This is a genomic window from Paenarthrobacter sp. UW852 (assembly GCF_024608385.1).
GTDB lineage: Bacteria > Actinomycetota > Actinomycetes > Actinomycetales > Micrococcaceae > Arthrobacter.
In genome coordinates this window covers 22,683-44,817 of the sequence record NZ_JAMSGY010000008.1, presented here as the reverse complement: position 1 = coordinate 44,817, position 22,135 = coordinate 22,683, and the positions used below count along the sequence as shown (strand labels likewise).

The 22,135-nt window shown below is 61.9% G+C and carries 13 protein-coding genes; 10 read left to right on the top strand and 3 right to left on the bottom strand.

All coding sequences use genetic code 11. From position 1 onward, the window contains the following. The first annotated feature begins 263 nt into the window (after positions 1-263). Complete coding sequence (rplJ, locus tag NEK97_RS14645; RefSeq protein ID WP_257370559.1) at positions 264-866, top strand: 50S ribosomal protein L10; 603 nt, start codon at positions 264-266, stop codon at positions 864-866. 76 nt (positions 867-942) lie between these two features. Then, positions 943-1,320, top strand: coding sequence for a 50S ribosomal protein L7/L12 (rplL, locus tag NEK97_RS14640; protein ID WP_011775604.1), 378 nt, complete (start codon positions 943-945; stop codon positions 1,318-1,320). Between the two features lie 134 nt (positions 1,321-1,454). Here the strand turns inward: rplL and NEK97_RS14635 are convergent, their stop codons facing one another. Together NEK97_RS14635 and NEK97_RS14630 are read right to left on the bottom strand one after the other, a co-directional pair. Further along, positions 1,455-1,937 (bottom strand): aminoacyl-tRNA deacylase, encoded by a 483-nt coding sequence (locus NEK97_RS14635; RefSeq protein ID WP_235517131.1) that lies wholly within the window; start codon positions 1,935-1,937, stop codon positions 1,455-1,457. 11 nt (positions 1,938-1,948) lie between these two features. Then, positions 1,949-3,148, bottom strand: coding sequence for an acetyl-CoA C-acetyltransferase (locus NEK97_RS14630; RefSeq protein ID WP_235517130.1), 1,200 nt, complete (start codon positions 3,146-3,148; stop codon positions 1,949-1,951). A gap of 407 nt (positions 3,149-3,555) precedes the next feature. Between NEK97_RS14630 and rpoB the strand changes: the two genes are divergently transcribed. From rpoB to NEK97_RS14590, 8 genes are all read left to right on the top strand, one after another. Beyond that, complete coding sequence (gene rpoB / locus NEK97_RS14625; RefSeq protein WP_235517129.1) at positions 3,556-7,062, top strand: DNA-directed RNA polymerase subunit beta; 3,507 nt, start codon at positions 3,556-3,558, stop codon at positions 7,060-7,062. A gap of 104 nt (positions 7,063-7,166) precedes the next feature. Continuing rightward, positions 7,167-11,066 (top strand): DNA-directed RNA polymerase subunit beta', encoded by a 3,900-nt coding sequence (locus tag NEK97_RS14620; RefSeq protein ID WP_235517128.1) that lies wholly within the window; start codon positions 7,167-7,169, stop codon positions 11,064-11,066. Positions 11,067-11,481: 415 nt separating this feature from the next. After that, positions 11,482-11,856 carry a 30S ribosomal protein S12 gene (gene rpsL / locus NEK97_RS14615; RefSeq protein ID WP_009358312.1) on the top strand — a complete coding sequence of 125 codons (375 nt, stop codon included), beginning with the start codon at positions 11,482-11,484 and terminating at the stop codon, positions 11,854-11,856. A 1-nt stretch (position 11,857) separates the two neighbouring features. Next, entirely contained in the window at positions 11,858-12,328 is a 471-nt protein-coding gene (rpsG, locus tag NEK97_RS14610) for a 30S ribosomal protein S7 (protein WP_003803829.1), read from the top strand. A gap of 69 nt (positions 12,329-12,397) precedes the next feature. Continuing rightward, positions 12,398-14,512 carry an elongation factor G gene (fusA, locus tag NEK97_RS14605; RefSeq protein ID WP_235517127.1) on the top strand — a complete coding sequence of 705 codons (2,115 nt, stop codon included), beginning with the start codon at positions 12,398-12,400 and terminating at the stop codon, positions 14,510-14,512. Positions 14,513-14,743: 231 nt separating this feature from the next. Beyond that, positions 14,744-15,934: an elongation factor Tu gene (gene tuf / locus NEK97_RS14600; protein WP_167263535.1), complete on the top strand. Its 1,191-nt coding sequence runs from the start codon at positions 14,744-14,746 to the stop codon at positions 15,932-15,934. 154 nt (positions 15,935-16,088) lie between these two features. After that, on the top strand, positions 16,089-20,285 hold the full coding sequence (locus tag NEK97_RS14595; protein ID WP_257370558.1) for a hypothetical protein: 4,197 nt from the start codon (positions 16,089-16,091) through the stop codon (positions 20,283-20,285). 28 nt (positions 20,286-20,313) lie between these two features. After that, complete coding sequence (locus tag NEK97_RS14590) at positions 20,314-20,442, top strand: hypothetical protein (protein WP_255773628.1); 129 nt, start codon at positions 20,314-20,316, stop codon at positions 20,440-20,442. Positions 20,443-20,473: 31 nt separating this feature from the next. Here NEK97_RS14590 and NEK97_RS14585 read toward each other — a convergent pair whose 3' ends face one another. Next, the gene (locus NEK97_RS14585) at positions 20,474-21,907 is read right to left on the bottom strand and encodes a GH1 family beta-glucosidase (protein ID WP_257370557.1); all 1,434 of its coding nucleotides are present in this window, start codon (positions 21,905-21,907) and stop codon (positions 20,474-20,476) included. Positions 21,908-22,135: the final 228 nt, after the last annotated feature.

Here is a 22,135-nt window from a genome sequence, read left to right as displayed (position 1 = left end):
ACCTTGAAGTACCAAAGACCGTCGGTTGATGGGAATCCACTCTTTCGAGCCCAGCTCAATTCTGCAGCTGCGCCCCTGAGGCACAAGTGAATTCCTTGACGAAGGACCCTGAACATAGGGCGGCCGGCGCAGGTGAACGAAGCAAGTCTCCATGGATCAAACCATGTTGAGCCAAGCCCCGTGCATCTGCGCGGGGCGTTTTTAGTTTTAGCTCTCGTGAGCGGGGACCCGGAAGACCGGCTTTTATCCCCGGAAGGAGGGTTATGACAACGCCTAGCAAGGTCTCCGCAGTTGCAGAGATCACCAACGATTTCAAGGAATCGAACGCGGCTGTCCTGACCGAATACCGCGGGCTCACTGTTGCACAGCTCAAGGAACTGCGTGTTGCACTCGGCCAGGACACCAAGTTCTCGGTCGTCAAGAACACCCTGAGCGCCATTGCAGCCAAGGAAGCTGGAGTTGAAGCATTCAACGATCAGCTTGCCGGCCCCACTGCAATCGCCTTCATCAAGGGTGACGCTGTTGCTGCTGCAAAGAGCCTGACGGACTTTGCCAAGGCCAACAAGCAGCTGGTCATCAAGACCGGCGTCTTCGAAGGCAAGGCATTGGACGCAGCAGGAGTTGCCGCACTGGCAGCCCTCGAGTCCCGCGAACTGCAGCTTGCCCGCGTTGCTGGTGTCCTCAAGGCTCCCGCATCCGCTGCTGCACGCATCATCGACGCTCTGCGCCTCAAGCTTGAAGAAGAGGGCCGCGCATCTGCACCGGCCGCTGAAGAAGCCCCGGCCGCCGAAGAGGCTGCAACAGAGGAAGCTCCGGCTGCTGAAGAAGCACCGGCCGCTGCCGAAGCTGCAACCGAAGAGAACTAAGTTCTCCCCTCAATCAAACTCTGGTGCTTGGACCGGTTTAGCCCGGATCCGCACCAACTAATGGAAGGACGCCACCATGGCGAAGCTCAGCAACGAAGAGCTCATTGAAGCTTTCAAGGAACTGACCATCATCGAGCTCTCCGAGTTCGTCAAGCTCTTCGAAGAGACCTTCGAAGTTACGGCTGCTGCTGTTGCAGTTGCTGGCCCCGCTGCCGGCGGTGCTGCTGAAGCTGCTGAAGAGAAGACCGAATTCGACGTCGTTCTCGAAGCTGCTGGCGACAAGAAGATCGCAGTGATCAAGGAAGTTCGCGCCATCACCTCCCTCGGCCTCAAGGAAGCCAAGGACCTGGTTGACAGCGCACCGAAGGCTGTTCTCGAAGGCGCCACCAAGGAAGCTGCCGAGAAGGCAAAGGCTCAGCTCGAAGAAGCTGGCGCAACGGTTACCCTCAAGTAACTCGTCTTGCTTGTGGAAGCCCCGCCCGTTCCGTCAAAGGAGCCGGGCGGGGCTTCCTGCTTTAAGCAGCAACGCGGGGTCACTTACGGCCCATCCCCAGGGGATTTACCGGCCGTAAGTGACCCCGCGTTGACCTAGGAAGGTTCGCTGATGTCCGCCACGGTCGCCCCGAGCGCCGCAGTGAGCGAGTCGGCGTCCACGAAAGCGCTGCGGCCATGCGCGCCTGCGCCCATGGAGATCCGACGCCCCGTGATGGTGGCGTCCGCGTACACCGGCCAAGCGGTGGTACTGCCCAAGGGCGTAATGGTTCCGCGTTCGTAGCCGGTGGCAGCCAAAGCGATGTCGGCGTGGGGGAGCGAGAGCTTGTTGACGCCCACCAATGCGCGCAGCTTCGGCCAGGAAATCTGGCGATCCCCAGGAATGAGCGCGAACAGGAAGCTCCCATCGCGGTGTTTGACCACCAGCGACTTCACGATGTCCGCGGGGCTGATGCCCAGGATGCCGGCCGCCTCCTCAAGGCTGCGGGCAGCGGGACGTTCGACGACGTCGACGTCCAGTCCGCGGGCGGCGGCATCCTTCAGGAAGCGTTCGGCTCCGTCCATCACGTTTTCAGACATGCTGTCGCCTTTCAGTCGCGGTACAGGAGCAAGGCCTCGCCCTGGCCGCCGCCACCGCACAGGGAAACGGCGGCTTTGCCCGTCCCCCGGCGCTTGAGTTCGTGGGCTGCGTGGAGGGCCAACCGGGCACCGGAGGCGCCGATGGGATGCCCAAGCGCGATGGCACCGCCGTGGATGTTGCACTTTTCCAGGGGGTAGCGGAGGTCCTTCAGGGACTGGACGGCCACTGAACCGAACGCTTCATTGATCTCGATGAAGTCCAGGTCCTCTGCCGTCCACCCCGCCCGCTTCAGCGCCTGGGCGATCGCGTTGGACGGCTGGGAGTGCAGGGAATTGTCAGGTCCGGCCACCTGGCCCGGCTTACCGACCACGGCCAGGTACTCCAAACCGTTGTCCTCGGCGAAGCGGCGACTTGCCAGCACCAGTGCGGAGGCGCCGTCGGACAGGGGAGAGGAATTGCCGGCTGTGATGGTGCCGTCCGTGGCGAAGGCTGCCTTGAGGGGTGCCAACGTTTCCACGGTGGTGTTGGGCCGCACGCCTTCGTCCGTGGTGAGGACCACCGGATCGCCCTTGCGCTGCTTCACGCTGACCGGAGCGATTTCGACGTCGAACGTCCCGTCCGCGATGGCCGCGGCGGCCCGCTGGTGTGAAGCGGCCGCGACCTCGTCCTGGGAGGTGCGGTCAATGCCGAGCGTGACGTTCTTGGTTTCGGTGGAAAGACCCATTGACTGGCCATCGAAGGCATCCGTGAGGCCGTCGTGGGCGGCGACGTCCAGGGCCTGGATGGCTCCGTAGGTCCATCCCTGCCGGGAGCCCGGCAGGAGGTGGGGAGCGCGGCTCATGGATTCCTGGCCACCGGCAACCACCACTGTCGCGTCCCCGCTGCGGATCATGCGCGCAGCATCGATCACTGCGGTCAAACCGGAGAGGCACACCTTGTTGATGGTGACGGCCGGGATGTTCCACCCGATACCTGCGGCGATGGCGCTCTGGCGGGCCGGATTCTGTCCGGCGCCGGCCTGCAGTACCTGGCCCATAATGACGGCGTCCACCTGTTCGGCTTTCGCGCCGCTGGCTGCCAGGGCGGCTGTTATGGCGTGCGCACCAAGGTCGACGGCGGTGAATCCCGCCAGTTGCCCGTTGAGCCGACCCTGTGGGGTTCGGGAAGCGGCAAGAATGACAACATCATTGTCGTCAGCGGAGTTGGTCATGGTCTCTCTTCCGATCCGGGAGTGGTGTAGCAAGGCTATCGCGGGCGAGCGTGAACCTACTCCCTTCAACGAAGGTGCCCATCAAGGCATTCCTTGCGCCTCATGCATGGGCATGTAGGTGCCTTCAGCAACGGTGCTTGCAATCCCGGACGATCTGGGGTAGACAGGAAGGCTGTTTTCCCGTATTGTAGATATTTGCGTCTTCCCTGTTAACCTTCAGCCTTCATATAGCGGTGGGCTTTACCTCTCAGCTGCGTCATTGACGTGCCGTTCCTCAACGTGCACGGCCTTGGGCAGGCTGGGTCCGGGTCATATAGCGGAACCGGAACAAGTATCCTGCGGAGCACTCCGCGGAATGCAAACGGGGGAGATCTGAAAACGCCTGAAGGTCTGTGGAAGGATCCCTCTTGGTCGCCTCGAGCACCTCTAATAACGAAACCGCTAACACGGCAAGCACCGATGGTGCCACCCGCCGCCTCTCATTCGCAAAGATTCACGAACCCCTTGATGTTCCGAATCTTCTCGCCCTGCAGACTGACAGCTTTGACTGGCTGGTCGGAAACGAACGCTGGCAGGCGCGGGTAGCGAAGGCTGTCGAGGAGGGCGACCTCAGCGTCGCCACCACCTCCGGACTTGCCGACATCTTCGAAGAGATCTCCCCTATCGAGGACTTCCAGGGCACCATGTCCCTGAGCTTCTCCGAGCCGGAGTTCGCTGACCCGAAGTACACCATGGCCGAATGTAAAGACCGTGACGCCACCTACTCGGCCCCGCTGTACGTCAAGGCCGAGTTCATGAACAACAACACGGGCGAAATCAAGCAGCAGACCGTGTTCATGGGCGACTTCCCCCTCATGACTGAGAAGGGAACGTTCGTCGTCAACGGCACCGAGCGTGTCGTCGTCTCCCAGCTGGTCCGTTCGCCGGGCGCCTACTTTGAGCGCACCGCAGACAAGACCAGTGACAAGGACATCTTCACCGCGAAGATCATCCCGTCCCGTGGCGCATGGTTCGAACTCGAAATCGACAAGCGCGACCAGGTCGGCGTTCGCCTTGACCGTAAGCGCAAGCAGTCGGTCACCGTTCTCCTGAAGGCACTCGGCTGGACCGAAGGCCAGATCCTGGAAGAGTTCGGCCAGTACGACTCCATGCGTGCAACGCTGGAGAAGGACGCCACCGAAACCCGCGAAGACGCCCTTTTGGACATCTACCGCAAGCTGCGCCCGGGCGAGCCGCCCACAGTCGAGGCTGCCCAGTCCCTGCTGGACAACCTGTACTTCAACGCCAAGCGCTACGATCTGGCCAAGGTTGGCCGTTACAAGATCAACCGCAAGCTCGGCATCGACCGCTCCCTTGGCGACAAGGAAGCTTCGGTCCTGCACGTTGAAGACATCGTTGCCATGATCAAGTTCCTCGTTGCGCTCCACGCCGGCGAGAAGACCCTCATGGGCAAGCGCGATGGCCAGGACCACGAGCTCCGCGTCGACATCGATGACATCGACCACTTCGGCAACCGTCGCATCCGCGCCGTTGGCGAACTGATCGAGAACCAGGTCCGCACCGGTCTGTCCCGTATGGAACGCGTTGTTCGCGAACGCATGACCACGCAGGACGTCGAGGCAATCACGCCGCAGACGCTGATCAACATCCGTCCCGTTGTTGCAGCCATCAAGGAGTTCTTCGGAACCTCCCAGCTGTCGCAGTTCATGGACCAGAACAACCCGCTCTCGGGTCTGACCCACAAGCGCCGCCTGTCGGCACTTGGCCCGGGTGGTCTGTCCCGCGACCGTGCAGGCATGGAAGTCCGAGACGTTCACCCGTCCCACTACGGACGTATGTGCCCCATCGAAACTCCTGAAGGCCCGAACATTGGTCTGATCGGTTCGTTGGCTTCCTACGGCCGCATCAACCCGTTCGGCTTCATCGAGACGCCGTACCGCCTGGTGTCCAACGGAGTTGTCTCCGATGAGGTCCAGTACCTCACGGCCGACGACGAAGCAGAGGTCCTGATTGCACAGGCCAACGCCCCGCTGGATGCTGACAAGAAGTTCTCCGAAGAGACCGTCCTTGTCCGTGCCCGTGGTGGTGGAGGCGAGCCCGTCCTGGTTCCCGCAGGCGAGGTCCAGTTCATGGACGTTTCCCCGCGCCAGATGGTGTCCGTGGCAACGGCCCTTATTCCGTTCCTTGAGCATGACGATGCAAACCGCGCACTCATGGGTGCCAACATGCAGCGCCAGGCTGTGCCGCTGGTCCGTTCCGAGGCTCCTTTCGTGGGTACCGGCATGGAACGTGCAGCAGCCGTCGACGCCGGTGACGTTGTCATCGCGAAGAAGGCAGGTGTGGTTACCGAGGTTTCCGCCGAGCTCGTTGTGATGATCAACGACGACGGCACCGAAACCAACTATCGCATCAACAAGTTCGCCCGTTCCAACCAGGGCAACTGCTACAACCACCGCGTCCTGGTCAACGAAGGCCAGCGCCTGGAAGTTGGCGGCATTATCGCTGACGGTCCCGCAACGGACCAGGGTGAGCTTGCCCTTGGTAAGAACCTGCTCGTGGCATTCATGTCATGGGAAGGCCACAACTTCGAGGACGCCATCATCCTGTCCCAGCGCATCGTCGCTGAGGATGTTCTTTCCTCCATCCACATCGAGGAGCACGAAATTGATGCCCGCGACACCAAGCTTGGTGCCGAGGAAATCACCCGTGACATCCCCAACGTGTCCGAGGAAGTCCTGGCAGGCCTGGACGAGCGCGGCATCATCCACATCGGTGCCGAGGTTGAAGCAGGCGACATCCTGGTAGGCAAGGTCACCCCCAAGGGTGAAACCGAGCTGACCCCGGAAGAGCGCTTGCTGCGTGCCATTTTCGGTGAGAAGTCCCGCGAAGTCCGTGACACCTCGCTGAAGGTGCCCCACGGCGAGTCCGGTACGGTCATCGGCGTGCGCGTCTTCGACCGCGACAACGACGACGAACTGCCCCCGGGCGTGAACCAGTTGGTCCGCGTCTACGTTGCAGCCAAGCGTAAGATCACCGACGGCGACAAGCTCGCCGGCCGTCACGGCAACAAGGGTGTTATCTCCAAGATCCTTCCGATCGAGGACATGCCCTTCCTTGCAGACGGTACCCCGGTGGACATCGTCCTGAACCCGCTTGGTGTTCCGGGTCGTATGAACGTTGGCCAGGTCCTGGAAACCCACCTCGGTTGGGTTGCCAAGACCGGTTGGAAGATCGAAGGCGAGCCGGAGTGGGTCAAGAACCTGCCCAACCTGCCCCGTGAAACCGGCCAGACCACCGTTGCCACCCCGGTGTTCGATGGCGCCCGTGAAGAAGAAATCACTGGCCTGCTTGACTCCACCAACGTGACCCGCGACGGCGACCGCCTGATCGATTCCTCCGGCAAGACCCGTCTGTTCGACGGCCGCTCCGGCGAGCCGTTCCCGGACCCGATCTCCGTCGGTTACATGTACATCCTGAAGCTCCACCACCTGGTGGACGACAAGATCCACGCGCGCTCCACCGGCCCGTACTCCATGATCACGCAGCAGCCGCTGGGTGGTAAGGCACAGTTCGGTGGCCAGCGCTTCGGTGAAATGGAAGTGTGGGCGCTCGAAGCTTACGGTGCCGCCTACACGCTTCAGGAACTCCTCACGATCAAGTCGGATGACATCCATGGTCGTGTGAAGGTCTACGAAGCCATCGTCAAGGGCGAGAACATCCCTGAGCCTGGCGTTCCCGAGTCCTTCAAGGTCTTGATCAAGGAAATGCAGTCGTTGTGCCTGAACGTGGAAGTTCTTTCCACGGACGGAACCACGATCGAAATGCGTGACTCTGATGACGCAGTCTTCACGGCTGCGGAAGAACTGGGCATCGATCTGTCTCGTGCAGAGCCCAGTTCCGTAGAAGAGGTTTAGCAGCGGTTCCGGCGGGCGGTGATCAACCGCTGTCCGCCGGAACAGCTCCCTCTTCCCGTAACCAAGACTTCAGAATTTAGAGAACAAGAGAGAACAGGGACCATATGTCCAGCGAATCCTCCTTCGGCCTCATGCAGATCGGCCTCGCCACCGCGGAAGACATCCGCGGATGGTCTTACGGTGAGGTCAAGAAGCCGGAAACCATCAACTACCGCACGCTCAAGCCTGAGAAGGACGGCCTTTTCTGCGAGAAGATCTTCGGACCGTCCCGCGACTGGGAGTGCTACTGCGGTAAGTACAAGCGCGTGCGCTTCAAGGGCATCATCTGCGAGCGTTGTGGTGTGGAAGTTACCCGCGCCAAGGTACGCCGTGAGCGCATGGGCCACATCGAACTGGCCGCGCCTGTAACCCACATCTGGTACTTCAAGGGCGTTCCCTCGCGCTTGGGCTACCTTTTGGACCTGGCACCGAAGGACCTTGAGAAGGTCATCTACTTCGCTGCCTACATGATCACCAGCGTTGACACTGAAAGCCGTCACGCCGAACTGCCCAACCTCCAGGTCGAGCACGACCTCGAGAAGAAGCAGATGATCGACAACCGCGACAGCGACATCGCCACGATCGCCCGCGACCTTGAGGACGAACTTGCCCGTCTTGAAGGCGAAGGCGCCAAGGCTGCCGACAAGAAGAAGGCCCGCGACTCTGCCGACCGCCAGATGGCGAACGTCCGCAAGCGTGCCGACGCCGACATCGAGCGCCTTGAGCAGGTCTGGGACCGCTTCAAGAACCTGAAGGTCGCTGACCTCGAAGGTGACGAGGGCCTGTACCGCGAACTCCGCGACCGTTACGGTCTGTACTTCGAGGGCTCCATGGGCGCCGAGGCCATCAAGAAGCGCCTTGAGACCTTCGACATGCAGGCTGAAGCTGAGTCACTGCGCGACACCATCCAGAACGGCAAGGGCCAGCGCAAGACGCGTGCCCTGAAGCGCCTGAAGGTTGTCAACGCGTTCCTGACCACCAACAACAGCCCGCTCGGCATGGTTCTCGACGCCGTCCCGGTGATCCCGCCGGAACTGCGCCCGATGGTCCAGTTGGACGGTGGTCGCTTCGCGACCTCCGACCTCAACGACCTCTACCGTCGTGTGATCAACCGCAACAACCGACTCAAGCGCCTGCTTGACCTGGGTGCTCCGGAGATCATCGTCAACAACGAGAAGCGCATGCTTCAGGAAGCTGTTGACAGCCTCTTCGACAACGGCCGTCGTGGCCGTCCGGTCACGGGTCCGGGCAACCGTCCGCTGAAGTCCCTGAGCGACATGCTCAAGGGCAAGCAGGGTCGTTTCCGCCAGAACCTCCTCGGCAAGCGTGTTGACTACTCCGGCCGTTCGGTCATCGTCGTCGGCCCGCAGCTGAAGCTGCACCAGTGTGGTCTGCCCAAGCAGATGGCCCTGGAGCTCTTCAAGCCGTTCGTGATGAAGCGCCTGGTTGACCTCAACCACGCCCAGAACATCAAGTCGGCAAAGCGCATGGTCGAGCGTTACCGTCCGCAGGTTTGGGACGTGCTGGAAGAGATCATCACCGAACACCCGGTGCTGCTCAACCGTGCACCTACCCTGCACCGCCTCGGCATCCAGGCCTTCGAACCGCAGCTTGTGGAAGGCAAGGCAATCCAGCTTCACCCGCTGGTTTGTGGCGCCTTCAACGCTGACTTCGACGGCGACCAGATGGCAGTCCACCTGCCGCTGAGCCCGGAAGCCCAGGCCGAAGCACGCATCCTGATGCTGTCCTCGAACAACATCCTGAAGCCGTCCGACGGTCGTCCGGTGACCCTGCCTTCGCAGGATATGATCATCGGCCTGTACCACCTGACCACCAAGCGCGTCGGTTCCGCCGGCGAGGGCCGCATCTTCTCCTCGGTTTCAGAAGCGATCATGGCGTACGACGCCCGTGACCTGCACCTGAACTCGCAGATCAAGATCCGCCTTGACGACTTCGTGCCGTACGCAGGCTGGGAAGCTCCGGAAGGTTGGGAGCCCGGTCAGCCGGCTCTCGTCGAAACCTCCCTGGGCCAGGTCATCTTCAACCAGACGCTGCCCGAGGATTACCCGTGGGTTGAGGCTGTTGCCGACAAGGGCGAACTTTCCCGGATCGTCAACGACCTCGCTGAGCGCTACCCGAAGGTTGTCACGGCTGCAACGCTGGATAACCTGAAGGACGCCGGCTTCTACTGGGCCACCCGTTCGGGTGTCACGGTTGCCATCTCCGACATCGAGGTTCCGGCTTCCAAGCCGGGCATCCTTGCCGGTTACGAAGGCATGGCTGCCAAGATCCAGGGCCAGTACGACAAGGGCCTGATCGACGACGACGAGCGTCGCCAGGAACTGATCGAGATCTGGAACAAGGCAACCAACGAGATCGCCCAGGCGATGCGTGACAGCCTGTCCCCGATGAACACCATCAACCGCATGGTGTCCTCCGGTGCACGTGGTAACTGGATGCAGGTCCGCCAGATCGCGGGTATCCGTGGTCTTGTGGCCAACCCGAAGGGTGAGATTATTCCTCGCCCGATCAAGTCCTCCTACCGCGAGGGCCTGTCGGTTCTGGAATACTTCATCGCCACGCACGGTGCCCGTAAGGGTCTGGCCGATACCGCTCTCCGTACCGCCAACTCGGGTTACCTGACCCGTCGTCTGGTGGACGTTTCGCAGGACGTCATTGTCCGCGAAGAGGACTGCGGTACCGAGCGCGGTCTGGTCACCCCGATCGCCGTGCCGGACGCCAATGGTGAACTCGTCATGGATGAGAACGTCGAGAACAGCGCCTACGCACGTACGCTGGCTGTCGACGTCGTCGATGCCCAGGGCAATGTCCTGGCTGCCGGCGGCACCGACTGCGGTGACGTTGTCATCGACCAGCTGCTTGCTGCAGGCATCACCGAGGTCAAGGTCCGCTCCGTACTCACCTGTGAGTCCAAGGTCGGTACCTGTGCACTTTGCTACGGCCGTTCGTTGGCTACGGGTAAGACCGTGGACATCGGCGAGGCCGTGGGCATCATCGCCGCACAGTCCATCGGTGAGCCGGGTACCCAGCTGACCATGCGTACGTTCCACACCGGTGGTGCTGTCTCCGCCGGTGGTGGCGACGACATCACCCAGGGTCTGCCCCGTATCCAGGAGCTCTTCGAAGCCCGTACTCCGAAGGGTGTCGCACCGATTGCTGAAGCAGCCGGCCGCATCACCATCGAAGAGTCCGAGCGCCAGATGCGACTGGTCATCACTCCGGACGATGGTTCCGAAGAGATTGCCTACCCGGTGCTGCGCCGTTCCCGCCTCCTCATCGAGGATGGCGAGCACGTCAGCGTCGGCCAGAAGCTGATCAACGGTCCGGTGGACCCGAAGCAGGTTCTGCGCATCATGGGTCCGCGTGCTGCACAGAAGTTCCTCGTGGACGAAGTACAGGGCGTTTACCGCAGCCAGGGCATTGGTATCCACGACAAGCACGTCGAGGTTATCGTCCGCCAGATGCTGCGCCGCGTGACTGTCATCGAGTCCGGCGACTCTGACTTGCTCCCCGGTGAGCTTGCAGAGCGCGCCCGCTTCGAGGACGAGAACCGCCGCGTCGTGTCCGAGGGCAAGGCACCGGCTTCCGGCCGTCCGGAACTCATGGGTATCACCAAGGCTTCCTTGGCTACCGAGTCCTGGCTGTCGGCTGCTTCCTTCCAGGAAACCACCCGCGTCCTGACGCAGGCGGCCATGGAAGGCAAGAGCGATCCTCTGCTCGGCCTCAAGGAAAACGTCATCATCGGTAAACTCATTCCGGCTGGTACGGGTCTGCCCCGCTACACAGAGGTCACTGTGGAGCCGACGGAAGAAGCGAAGGCAAGCCTGTTCACGGGCCCCAGCGCTTTCACCGACTTCTCCTATGACGCCCTGGGCGGCGACGGTGCTCCCGAGTTCCACGCCATCCCGTTGGATGACTACGATCTCGGCAACGACTTCCGCTAAAAAGCGGTTGTCAGCGCTTTGACGGTCGGGTCCCGCACTTTCGAGTGCGGGACCTGACCCGTTTAACCCGCCTTCCGCTGGGGTGACCCGGGGGAGTGGAGGACGACGGCGGCTGCCGGCTTCCGCCGTCGTCCTCCATACACCCGATTAAGGCGCCAGATCAAGCCGTGCTAGACTTTTGGTAATTGTTCTGTGTGGCAGTGGATGAAGGCCGCCGCAGCATCATTTTGGTTTTGTTCTCATGGTGCTGGGTGGAGCCTGTTTCCGGGTTGCGGGCAACATGCGCAACGAATGCCGCACTTTTGCACGCCTACCGGAGTTTCGGCCGGCTGCACGAGCAACGCCAAAGTTCCCACGTTTACACCGGCTGGCGCCGTTGTGTGGGGGCAGAGATCAAACAACGGAGAACACGAAAGTGCCTACGATTAACCAGCTGGTCCGCAAGGGCCGCACGCCGAAGGTCTCCAAGACCAAGGCTCCCGCGCTGAAGGGCAGCCCGATGCGCCGCGGTGTTTGCACCCGCGTTTACACCACCACCCCCAAGAAGCCGAACTCGGCTCTTCGTAAGGTGGCACGTGTACGCCTCAACGGTGGCGTTGAAGTTACCGCCTACATCCCCGGTGTTGGCCACAACCTCCAGGAGCACTCCATCGTGCTCGTCCGTGGTGGTCGTGTGAAGGACCTTCCGGGTGTCCGCTACAAGATCGTCCGTGGCGCACTCGACACCCAGGGTGTCAAGAACCGCAAGCAGGCCCGCAGCCGTTACGGCGCAAAGATGGAGAAGAAGTAATATGCCTCGCAAGGGTCCGGCCCCGAAGCGGCCGCTAGTTTCCGATCCCGTTTACGGCTCCCCGTTGGTCACGCAGCTGATCAACAAGGTTCTGGTTGACGGCAAGAAGTCCACCGCAGAGCGCATCGTTTACGGCGCACTCGAAGGTGCACGTGCCAAGTCCGGCGGCGACCCCGTTGCCGCCCTCAAGAAGGCCATGGACAACGTCAAGCCTTCCCTCGAGGTGCGTTCACGCCGTGTTGGTGGCGCCACCTACCAGGTTCCGGTTGAGGTCAAGCCGGGCCGCTCCACCGCCCTCGCTCTGCGTTGGCTCGTGGGCTACTCCAAGGCCCGCCGGGAGAAGACCATGACCGAGCGTCTCCAGAACGAAATCCTGGATGCGTCCAATGGTCTTGGTGCCGCTGTGAAGCGTCGCGAAGACACCCACAAGATGGCCGAGTCCAACAAGGCCTTCGCACACTACCGCTGGTAAAACTTCCCGGACGCCGCCGGCTCAACAGAGTCGGCGGCGAACGTGTAGTCCATCCGAAAGGGAGACCCCGTGGCACAGGACGTGCTTACCGACCTTAATAAGGTCCGCAACATCGGCATCATGGCCCACATCGATGCCGGCAAGACCACCACTACCGAGCGCATCCTGTTCTACACGGGTGTGAACCACAAGATCGGCGAAACGCACGACGGCGCTTCGACGACTGACTGGATGGAGCAGGAAAAGGAACGCGGCATCACCATCACGTCTGCCGCCGTGACCTGTTTCTGGAACCAGAACCAGATCAACATCATCGACACCCCGGGCCACGTGGACTTCACGGTTGAGGTTGAGCGCTCCCTGCGCGTCCTCGACGGTGCAGTCGCAGTGTTCGACGGCAAGGAAGGCGTGGAGCCGCAGTCCGAGACTGTTTGGCGCCAGGCTGACAAGTACAACGTTCCGCGTATCTGCTTCGTCAACAAGATGGACAAGCTGGGTGCTGACTTCTACTTCACCGTAGACACCATCATCTCCCGCCTCGGTGCCAAGCCGCTGGTCATGCAGCTGCCCATCGGTGCCGAGAACGACTTCATCGGTGTCGTAGACCTCCTCGAAATGCGCGCCCTGGTTTGGCCTGGCGACGCTAAGGGTGACGTCACCATGGGTGCTTCCTACGAAGTACAGGAAATTCCGGCGGACCTCCAGGCCAAGGCCGAGGAGTACCGTGCACAGCTCGTTGAGACTGTGGCCGAGTCCTCCGAAGAGCTCATGGAGAAGTACCTCGAAGGTGAAGAACTCACCCTCGAAGAGATCAAAGCCGGCATCCGCAAGATGACCATCAACTCTGAGCTCTACCCGGTCTTCTGTGGTTCTGCCTTCAAGAACCGCGGCGTTCAGCCGATGCTGGATGCTGTTGTCGACTTCCTGCCGAACCCGCTCGACGTCCCGCCGATGATCGGTCACGATCCCCGCGACGAAGAGAAGGAACTGACCCGTAAGCCTTCTGCAGACGAGCCGTTCTCGGCCCTCGCCTTCAAGATTGCTGCGCACCCGTTCTTCGGCCAGCTGACGTTCGTCCGCGTGTACTCCGGTCACGTCGAAGCCGGCGCCCAGGTGGTCAACTCCACCAAGGGCAAGAAGGAACGTATCGGCAAGCTGTTCCAGATGCACGCCAACAAGGAAATGCCCGTTGAGGGCGCTACCGCCGGCCACATCTACGCAGCTATCGGTCTGAAGGACACCACCACGGGTGACACCCTGTGCGATGCCAACAACCAGATCGTCCTCGAGTCCATGAGCTTCCCGGAGCCCGTGATCTCGGTTGCCATCGAGCCCAACACCAAGGGTGACCAGGAGAAGCTCTCCACGGCCATCCAGAAGCTCTCCGCTGAGGACCCGACCTTCCAGGTCTCCCTCAACGAAGACACGGGCCAGACCATCATCGCCGGCATGGGCGAGCTCCACCTGGACATCCTGGTGGACCGCATGCGCCGCGAATTCAAGGTCGAGGCAAACGTGGGCAAGCCGCAGGTTGCTTACCGCGAAACCATCAAGCGCGCCGTCGAGCGCCTTGACTACACGCACAAGAAGCAGACCGGTGGTTCGGGTCAGTTCGCAAAGATCCAGATCGCGATCGAGCCCATGGACACCGCTTCAGGCGAGCTGTACGCGTTCGAGAACAAGGTCACTGGTGGCCGCGTTCCCCGCGAGTACATCCCGTCCGTTGACGCCGGTATCCAGGATGCACTGAACGACGGCGTCCTGGCCGGTTACCCGGTTGTCGGCATCAAGGCCACGCTGATTGACGGCGCGTCCCACGATGTTGACTCCTCGGAAATGGCGTTCAAGATCGCTGGACGTATGGCTTTCAAGGAAGCTGCACGCAAGGCGAACCCTGTTCTGCTCGAACCGCTGATGGATGTTGAGGTCCGCACACCTGAGGAATACATGGGTGATGTTATTGGTGACCTGAACGCCCGCCGTGGCCAGATGCAGTCCATGGAGGACGCAGCAGGTGTGAAGGTTATCCGTGCACACGTTCCGCTGTCCGGCATGTTCGGCTACATCGGTGACCTGCGGTCCAAGACCCAGGGTCGCGCTGTGTACTCCATGACGTTCAACAGCTACGCGGAGGTCCCGAAGGCAGTAGCCGACGAGATCATCCAGAAAACCCGCGGCGAGTAATCTCCCGGTAACGGATGCAATTCCGGTCCCGGGAAGGCATCTAAGCGTATGAGGTGGGGCTGCAGCGGAAGCTGCAGCCCGGCCCCTGCGCAAACAGGCTCTAGGAACTAAGATTGGTTCCTGAATCTGCAATTTCACCAAAACCAAGCCCCCAAGTAGACTTGCTAAAGTTTCTGCCGCGAAAAGCGCGGCCGAGGAGCACTTCACTTGAAATCGTTCTAGGAGGAACCTGTGGCAAAGGCAAAGTTCGAGCGGACTAAGCCGCACGTCAACATCGGCACCATTGGTCACGTTGACCACGGTAAGACGACGCTGACTGCCGCCATTTCCAAGGTGCTGTACGACCAGTACCCGGATCTCAACGAGCAGCGCGACTTCGCGTCGATCGACTCCGCTCCGGAAGAGCGCCAGCGCGGTATTACCATCAACATCTCCCACGTGGAGTACCAGACCGAGAAGCGCCACTACGCACACGTAGACGCCCCCGGTCACGCTGACTACATCAAGAACATGATCACCGGTGCTGCCCAGATGGACGGCGCAATCCTCGTGGTTGCCGCAACCGATGGTCCGATGGCTCAGACCCGTGAGCACGTTCTGCTCGCCCGCCAGGTTGGTGTTCCCTACCTGCTGGTCGCACTGAACAAGTCCGACATGGTTGATGACGAAGAACTCCTCGACCTCGTCGAAATGGAAGTTCGTGAGCTCCTGAGCTCGCAGGGCTTCGATGGCGATGAGGCTCCGGTTGTTCGCGTTTCCGGCCTCAAGGCTCTGGAAGGCGACCCGGTTTGGGTCAAGTCCGTCCAGGACCTGATGGCAGCTGTCGACGAGTCCGTTCCGGACCCCGTACGTGACCGCGACAAGCCGTTCCTGATGCCGATCGAAGACGTCTTCACGATCACCGGCCGTGGCACCGTTGTAACGGGCCGCGCCGAGCGTGGAACCCTCGCCATCAACTCCGAGGTCGAGATCGTCGGCATCCGCCCGGTCCAGAAGACCACGGTTACCGGTATCGAGATGTTCCACAAGCAGCTCGACGAAGCATGGGCCGGCGAGAACTGTGGCCTCCTGCTCCGCGGTCTCAAGCGCGACGATGTCGAGCGTGGCCAGGTTGTCGTCAAGCCGGGTTCCATCACCCCGCACACCGACTTCGAGGCTAACGTCTACATCCTCTCCAAGGACGAAGGCGGACGTCACAACCCGTTCTACTCCAACTACCGCCCGCAGTTCTACTTCCGCACCACGGACGTAACCGGCGTTATCACCCTGCCGGAAGGCACGGAAATGGTTATGCCTGGCGACAACACTGAGATGACCGTTGCGCTCATCCAGCCGATCGCTATGGAAGAGGGCCTCGGCTTCGCTATCCGCGAAGGCGGCCGCACCGTTGGTTCGGGACGTGTCACCAGCATCATCAAGTAGTTTCTGCTTGTAGATCAGTGACCTTCCGGCCCAGCCGGTAGTTACGCACAGGAAGAGCCCCACCGCTTCGGCGGTGGGGCTCTTCTTTGCTATAATTTCTCTAACGATTGGATAAACGCGGCGGGATCGAGGCCGACAGATCTAAGGACCTTCCATGAATGGACTGCTCGTTTTGGTGCTCCTGGCTATGACCGGGGCGATCGCTTATGCCCTGGGGCTTAGGAACGGAAGCAAAAGCCGGCCGCCTTATCCAAGCAGTAATGCCTCAGTCGGACCGGACCCGGCAGCCGGACCGGACGCCTACCGGGCGGGCTACCTGGCCGGGCACGTGGCCGGCTGGCGCGACGCCGAAGCCCGGCGGAATCCTGCGGCGGAGGCGAACAAGCAGGTACCGGACCCCCACATTGGGGCGCCGTTTCCAAGAGTCAACCCAGCGCCGACGATGCCTCTGCCACCGCAGACCTCCGTCACAGGTCCCTATTCCGTGGTTCCGCCCACGCCCCGGCAGCAGGCGCCCTACCAGCCTGCTCCTCGGCAGGCAGCGCCCCACCCGCCAGCGCCCCGGCAGCCCATGGTGGCCAGCGTCCAACAGCCCCCTGTGCCTCGGGAGACGCCGGAAGCTGCGGCAGCCCGCAAGGAGAAGCGGGACCAGCAAAACATCAACATCACGCTCTACGTTGCGAGTCTCCTGCTGGTAGCTGCCGGCGCCTTGTTCGTGGGTACGAGCTTGCCTGGAGTTTTCCGCTTCATGGGCATTTGGTTCATTACGGCGTTGTTCTACATCGCCGGACTCATCATCCATGCGAAGGTTCCCCGGCTTCGTCCGGCCGCTGTAGCTTTCGTCGGAACGGGGCTGGCACTTATCCCGGTGACGGGGCTGGCGATGTACAACTTCGCCCTTCACGATGGTCCTGCTGCCTGGTTGGTGACGTCTTTGTTGGGTATGGCGATCTACTCCTATACCGCCGTTCGGCTGGACAACAAGGTCCTGGCATTTCTTTCCCTCAGCTTTGTCGTCTCTACGGCCTGGTCAGGTGTTTCCGTCCTTGGGGGTGCCCTGGTGTGGTACTTCATCGCGATGATCGGGGTGGCCGTCCTGCTGACTTTGGGTGCGTTGTTGCGTCCGCGTTGGATACCGCCCCTCTATATCCGTCCGCTGATGATGCTGCATCCGTTCGTTGTGCCAGCGGTCGCCGTAGCTGTGACAGTGACACCGGCGCTTCTGTCCAGAGGCGAGTACGCATTGGTCATGGCCGTATGTGGCACCTACTTCACGGTGATGGCCTTTGTCCCCGGTGGACTTTTCCGGCTCCAAAACGCCTATGCTGCCCGGCTCGCCTTCACTTTGGCGCTGCTGGGAGTTGTGTGGGACCTGTCTGAGGACGTAAGTCTGGTGATGTTCGCTGCCGTTGTTTGCCTCGGCGTCCAGTCGCTGGGTATCGCGTTCGCGGGGGAGAGACTTGCCCCGCGGTTCTGGTGGAACGATGCCGTGTCGTGCTTGGGCTTGCAATTGGTGACGGCAGCAGCCCTGACGATGGTCCTGGGAATCGGTGAGTTCGATCTTGTCCCTTACCTGCCACTGTTCGCCGCGATGCTGACCGCCATGGTGGTGGGGTGGAAAGCAGGCGGCCGTGTGGAGTTTGCGCCGGGGGTCGTCGTGGCTGTGGCCCTGCCCTTCATGGGGGTGCTGGGCTCATGGGCCCTCTCAGGGCTCCTGATTTCTGCCGGGTTGTACTGGTTCCTCCGGGGTGCCATTCAACCCCGCGCATTCCGCGAGCACTTGGTTCTTGCGGGACGTATCGCCCTGACGCTGGGTGCGCCCGCAGTGGCGGCCGGAATCTTCGAAGAGAGTGACAACCGGGTTGCTGCCTCTGTGCTGGCGTTCGTCGGTGCCGCCGTCCTTCAGCAAGTAGCCAACGCCCTCCTGATGGGAGGGGGAGTCCGGCTCTTGGCGCCGTGGGCGTCGACCGCAGCCTTCGGCGGTTCCGGGATGGCGGGGCTACTGATCCTTCCGGTAGTCGATCACGTGGCAGGCAGGCCCGCCCTCGTCACGGCCGTCTACTTGGTCCTGCTGGCAGGCGTCGCCTCTGGATTTTTGCTCTTCCGTCGAAACGCTGAAGGTGACGGTTCGTGGCGACCGGCTTTGTGGGAGTTCCTTGCCCCGGGTGCGGTCCTCGTCGCCGGGCTGGTGGGCGCGGTGTCGGTGTCCCTCGCCCTTGGCAACGTGGTCCTCCTGGTCGGGATCGGGTATTTCTGCCTGACTGCTTTGAGGCTCGCCCCGTCCTTGCATCGTCAGTGCTACTGGTGGCTGGCCCGGGCGTCGGCTACCTTGCTGGCGGCATCAGCAACCTACGACGCCACTCGCGACAAGGGAGGCTTGCGGATAGCAGGGGAGATGCCGTCGGTTGCGGTTGTCGTCGTCGCCATGTGCGCACTTCAGCTTGCCCTCCCGCTCCTGCCGGGCATGCGCCGACGGTACCCGCAAGCTTCCATGGCTGATGCAGGGGTCGTCCTGACAGTCATGGCTGCCGCCACCTCGATCCTGACCATCGCAGGCAGCGTGGGACTCCTTCCAAAGCATGGGTGGCAGCCAGGGTTTACAGCGACGGCCACGGCCTTGGCCGCTGTGGCCTGCGGAATGGTGCTTCGCCGCAACTCCGCCGCGTGGATCTTCGCCCCGGTGTCCCTGGCACTGCTTTTGGCCCTTCGGATGGCGAATATCCGTGACGTCGAAATACTCTTGGGCATCTTCGCGGCCTACTGCGGATACATGGTGTCCGTTGTCCGTGAGCGTAGGGCCCGTGGCGGATACCTGTTGGGTATCCGTGTCCTTGCGACCGCGTTTGCGGGCGTGGTCGCGGCCGATGTCTCCGACTCTGCTACGACCGTGTCCTTGGTGATCGCCTCTACCCTGGTGCTCCAGCATGTGGCTGGGCTGACCGTGCGCAGCCGGGGTATCGATGTCGCCTTCCAGCAGGGAACGGTATGGGTCACCCTGGGTGTTCAGCTCGCCCTCCCTGTTGGTTACCTGCTGGTGCGGAATTTCGACGGCGGTGGCCGGTGGGTGGTCCTCGTCGAGTTGGCGCTGGTCTGGGCCTGTGCCGAAATTGCCCGGCGTTACCTCAAAGTGCCTGGCTCAGAGTACTTCGTCATTGCTGCCGCGGGACTCGGCGTGGTCCTCGCTGGCCCTGCCGCCCGTTTTCCCACCGCGACTTGGTTGCATCAGCCCCTCCTGGACAAGTACCAGGTGCCCATGGTGCTGCTTGCGTTGTCCACCCTGAGCACCGTGGTCCGGTGCATCTTCGTCGCCCGGGGGTCCGGCGCCCCTGCCTCTGAGCAGGGGAGGGGCCGATGGTTCTGGCTATCTGCGGCACTGGGTTTCGTCGTTGCCGGCGGCCTGTTCTCGATCGGCGTCTCGCTGTCCCTCACTGGACTGTCGATGCTGGTCCTGGCCTTGGCGCTCTTTGCAGCCTCACACATCGAGAGAGTCCCGGCCCTCTACGTTGCGGCGGCGCCGGCTGTTCTGGTGGGCTCGATAGTCACCGTCGACGGTTTGCTCGATGGACTCCCCGTGGGTGTCTGGGCCGCATTCATGCCTTGGCTTTTGGGCGGGGTTGGCTCGTCAGTCCTCTTGTACTCCGCGAAACTTTTCGGAGGCCGGGAGATTGCCGGCGTGCTCTGGCGCCGTAACGCGTTGACGGGGACCGCCGTCGTCGGATTGGTTTCCGCTGCAGCGGTGGGCCTGCTACGGGACGGGACGGCCTTGGCTGGAGCGGCACTGGTCATCGCGGCGGGTGTGCTGGTGGTTGTTGAAATTCCGTACAACAAATGGCTGGCCGCTGAGGTGGCGGGGGTGCTCTCGGTGGCTGCTTTCCAGCGCGCGCTGCTGTTTGTGGACAATTCCCGGCCCGACTGGTTCTGGGCGATCCAGTGGTACGCCATTGCCTTGGCGGTTCTGGCAGGACTGCGCTACTTCAAGGGGCAACGGAGCGATGGACTGCTCCGGCTCTGCGTGGCAGCAGGTGTGTTGTCGCTGACATCCTTGGGCACGATCTTCGGCGGCACTCCGGCCCAGCAACTCTATGTGCTGGTAGCGCACGTTGTCCTTCTTGCAGTTGGCCTGCTGCTGGCCGAACGGGTCATCGTGTGGTGGGGCGCAGCCGGCGTTGCGCTCAGTATCATGTGGGCGCTGCGTTCTTACGCCTTCGCCATGCTGGCCCTGGTTGCGCTGGGACTGATTGTGCTGGCGGTCTGGCGGCTGAACAAGCGACCCCAAGCTGGTGTGGCGGACAAAGGCTCGAACAACAACCCGGATGATGTCCCGTCGCAGGCCAAGGACGGAATCCGATAATGTTGCAGTCTACGGAGAGGAGCCACGCATGGAATTCCTGATATTCCTCGCAGTCGTTGCAGCAATTGGTGGCGGTGTGGTCTGGGGACGCAAGAACTTCCGCAACGAAATCGACCGGGCCAAGCGCATCCGGCGCGCCAACAAGAACAACCGGTAACGCCCTACTACTGCTATTTAACCGCCGCGGGCTATATCCCGTGGGCTCGGGCACGACCCAGGGCGCGGTACCAATAGAACGAGCTCTTGGGAGTCCGCTCCAAAGTGTCAAAATCCACGTGCACCAGTCCGAAGCGCTGGGAGTAGCCGGCCGCCCATTCAAAGTTGTCCAGCAACGTCCACACGTAGTAGCCGCGAAGGTCTACGCCCTCCGCAATGCCGCCTGGGCCTGTTGCAGTCAAGGCATGACCCAGGTGCTCGGCGAGGTAGGCGATGCGGTTGGTGTCCTCGAGGGGGCCGTCCACATGGGCAGGTTCGGGGAAGCTTGCTCCGCCTTCAGTGATGAACAGGGGAGGCAGCGCGTCGCCGTAGCGGTCCTTCATTTCACGCAGAAGCAAGGCAAGGTATTCCGGGGCCACCGGCCATCCGAAACCAGTGGTCTCATACTCCTGGTATGCGGCCAAATGGAAGGGCACCTTGGCCATCTCGGGAGACGTTCCCGTGGGGATTTCAGCTGGACCCGGGCCAGCGGCAACCTTGACGGGGTAGTAGTAGTTGAGCCCATAGAAATCCAAGGGTTGGCTGATGATCTCCATGTCTCCGTCCTCCACGGTGCCCAGCGAACGGAACCACGGCCTCATGGGCCACGGCGGTTTCGGGTAGCTGCCCAGCAGGAGGGCGTCAGCATAAATGCGGTTGAGGATGTGGTCCAAGGCTTCGCTCATCAAACGGTCGGGAAGGCTGTTCGAAGCCGGCTGCACAGGGGAGTGCATATTCGACACCCCGATCTGTCCTTTGACCCCTGCGCTTCGGAGTGCTTGTACCGCAAGGCCATGACCCAAGAGCTGATGGTGGGCCGCAGGCAGGGAATCGAACAAAAGCTGCATGCCCGGGGAGTGGACGCCCAACGCATACCCCTGCACTGTCACAGACACGGGTTCGTTGATCGTTACCCAACGATCAACCCGGTCGCCAAAGCGTTCTGCCACGGCCGCGCAGTAGACGGCGAAGCGTTCGGCCGTTTCCCGATTCATCCAGCCACCGGCGTGCTCAAGTTCAAGCGGGGTATCCCAGTGGTACAGCGTGGCCATGGGGGAGACCCCGGCGGCCAGCAGCTTATCGATCAGGCGGTCGTAAAAGTCCAGGCCCCTCGGGTTGACGGCGCCTTTACCACCGGGCTGGATGCGTGGCCATGACAGCGAGAACCGATAGGAATCCACCCCGAGCTCCTGCATCAGGCTGATATCCTCATCCGCGCGGTTGTAGTGGTCGCAGGCTATGGTGGGGGAGCCGCCGTCGACGATTGCTCCTGGCTTCTCCGCGAAGGCATCCCATCCTGACGGTCCTCGACCGTCCGCGGTCAGCGACCCCTCGATCTGGAATGCGGCTGCCGCGACGCCGAGCACGAAACCCGGACGGAGGCGGGCTGCGAGATCCTCCACCGAACCTTGATCCTGGACCGTCATGTCCCAATCTTCCTCAGACGTGGGTGGCGGGGCAATGGCCTTTGCAGGGCCGATTGGCCTTTGCCCCAACTTTCCGCCATACTGGATGAGTTGTTCAAGCGCTTCTTCGTGTCCCGATCCGGATAATGCCGGGTGTCAGGGTCCAGGTCGAAGCCCAAACATAACCCTGAACCCCATGGAATGCGGTCGAGTCTGCGTGGAAATCGCGACACGCCCGACCGCGGGGGT